At 65.3% G+C, this 2,435-nt stretch carries 3 protein-coding genes; all 3 read right to left on the reverse strand.

Translation table 11 applies throughout. The annotated features are described in order from the left end of the window. Nucleotides 1–563, reverse strand: a 563-nt coding sequence (locus KAK11_RS21585) for an ABC transporter ATP-binding protein (RefSeq protein WP_210811695.1), incomplete at its 3' end; no start/stop codon positions are given. A gap of 3 nt (nt 564–566) precedes the next feature. Beyond that, nucleotides 567–1,334, reverse strand: coding sequence for an ABC transporter ATP-binding protein (locus KAK11_RS21590; protein WP_210811696.1), 768 nt, complete (start codon nt 1,332–1,334; stop codon nt 567–569). A 12-nt stretch (nt 1,335–1,346) separates the two neighbouring features. Next, entirely contained in the window at nt 1,347–2,435 is a 1,089-nt protein-coding gene (locus tag KAK11_RS21595; protein ID WP_210811698.1) for a branched-chain amino acid ABC transporter permease, read from the reverse strand.

Here is a 2,435-nt window from a genome sequence, read left to right on the forward strand (position 1 = left end):
CCCTGCTTGTGGATGGTGTCGACCACCTCGAAGATCTTGTCGACCATGATGGGTGAGAGGCCCATGGAAGGCTCGTCCAGCAGCAGCACCTTGGGGCGCGCCATCAGCGCGCGGCCCATGGCCAGCATCTGTTGCTCGCCACCCGACATGGTGCCGGCCAACTGCTCGGCCCGCTCTTTGAGCCGCGGGAAGGTGGCGAAGACCTTCTCGATGTCGGCCTCGATCTCTGCATCGTTGCGCGTGTAGGCGCCCATCTGCAGGTTCTCGGTGATGGTCATGCGGGTGAAGGTGCCTCGGCCTTCGGGCACCATCACCAGGCCTTGGCGCGCCAAGTCCCAGGCGCCTTGGCCCTTGATGGGCTGGCCCAGGTATTCGATGTCGCCCGCCGCGATGGGCTGGATGCCGGTCACCGCCTTGAGCGTGGTGGTCTTGCCCGCGCCGTTGGCGCCGATCAGGCTGACGAGTTCGCCCTGGCGGACTTCCAGGCTCACGCCCTTGACGGCCTGAATGCCGCCATAGGCCACTTTGAGGCCGTTGATCTTGAGGAGTGTTTGGTTTGACATGGTTCAGTGCCCGCCTGCGCCCAAGTAGGCTTCAATGACTTTCTCGTTCTTCTGCACTTCGGCCGGTGTGCCCTCGGCAATCTGCTTGCCGTAGTCCAGCACCGTGACGCGGTCGCACAGGCCCATCACCAGCTTCACATCGTGCTCGATGAGCAAGATGGTGCGGCCGTCTTTGCGGATGCGGTCGATCAGCTCTCTGAGCACCACCTTCTCGGTGGCGTTCATGCCGGCGGCAGGTTCGTCCAAGGCGATGAGCTTGGGGTCGGTGGCCAGGGCGCGGGCAATCTCCAGGCGGCGCTGGTCGCCGTAGGACAGGGTGCGGGCCTTGAACTCGGCGTACTTGCCAATGCCCACGTAGTCGAGCAGCTCTTGCGCACGCTGGGCAATGGCGGCTTCTTCTTGCTTGAAGGCGCTGGTGCGGAAGATGGCGCCCAAGAGGCCTGAGCCCGAGCGCACATGGCGGCCGACCATCACGTTCTCCAGCGCGGTCATCTCGGCAAAGAGGCGGATGTTCTGGAAGGTGCGGGCAATGCCGGCCTTGGCGACTTCGTGCACGGTGGACGGGGTGTAGGGGGCGCCGCCCAGCTCGAAGTGGCCGCCGTCCGGGGTGTAGAGCCCGGTGATGACGTTGAAGAAGGTGGTCTTGCCGGCGCCGTTGGGGCCGATCAGGCCATAGACCTGGCCTTGGTTGATGCTCATGGAGACATCGGTCAGGGCCTGCAGGCCGCCGAAGCGCTTGGACGCCCCTTGGACTTTAAAGACGGTGGTCATGGGGGTTCTCCTTTACTTCACCGCGGCGGGGGCTGCCTTGCCGTGCTCGGGCGAGGGCCACAGGCCGCGCGGGCGCAGCAGCATGATGACGATCATGGCCAGCGCGATGAGCAACTGGCGCAGGATGGCGGCGTCCAGCCGCCCGTCGGTGAGCTGTTGCAGGGGGCCGGCCACATAGCGCAGCACTTCGGGCAGAGCCGCCAGCAGCAGCGCACCCAGGATGACGCCGGGGATGTGGCCGATGCCGCCCAACACCACCATGGCGACGATCATCACCGACTCCATCAGGGTGAAGGACTCGGGCGAGACAAAGCCTTGGAAGGAGGCGAACATGGCGCCGGAGACGCCGCCGAAGGTGGCCCCCATGCCGAAGGCCATGAGCTTGAGGTTGCGGGTGTTCAGGCCCATGGCCTTGGCGGCGATCTCGTCTTCACGGATGGCCATCCAGGCGCGCCCGATGCGCGAGTCGGCCAGGTGGCGGCAGATGATGACCGAGCCTACAACCAGCACCAAGAACAGCCAGTAGTACAGCACCACGGGCGGGATGGTCTGGCCAAACAGCTCGAAGGGCTTGCCGAAGTCGACCGGGCCGAGGCTCATGGCGTCGATCTGGCTGATGCCGCGCGGGCCGTTGGTGATGTTGATGGGGTGCTCCATGTTGTTCATGAAGACGCGGATGATTTCGCCAAAGCCCAGGGTGACGATGGCCAGGTAGTCGCCGCGCAGCTTGAGCGTGGGGGCGCCCAGGATCATGCCCAGCACCCCCGCCAGCAGCGCGGCCAGCGGGATGACGGCCCAGATGGGCAGGTGCAGCCCGTTGGGGTAGGCCTCGCGGATCCACTCGAAGTTCTCGGCCAGGTGGGGGCTGGCCAAGAGCGCGTACATGTAGGCGCCCAAGGCATAGAAGGCCACATAGCCCAGGTCGAGTAGGCCGGCATAGCCGACCACGATGTTCAGGCCCAGGGCCAGCAGCACGTACAGCAGGGCCAGCGCCATGATGCGCACCCAGCCTTGCCCGTACGGCGCCACGAACAGCGGCAGGGCCATCAGGGCCACCGCCGCCAGCAGGAAGACGATGATCTTCTGGTTGTTGTTTGTCAT

The sequence above is a fragment of the Ideonella paludis genome (genome assembly GCF_018069865.1).
Taxonomy (GTDB): Bacteria; Pseudomonadota; Gammaproteobacteria; order Burkholderiales; family Burkholderiaceae_C; genus Ideonella; species Ideonella paludis.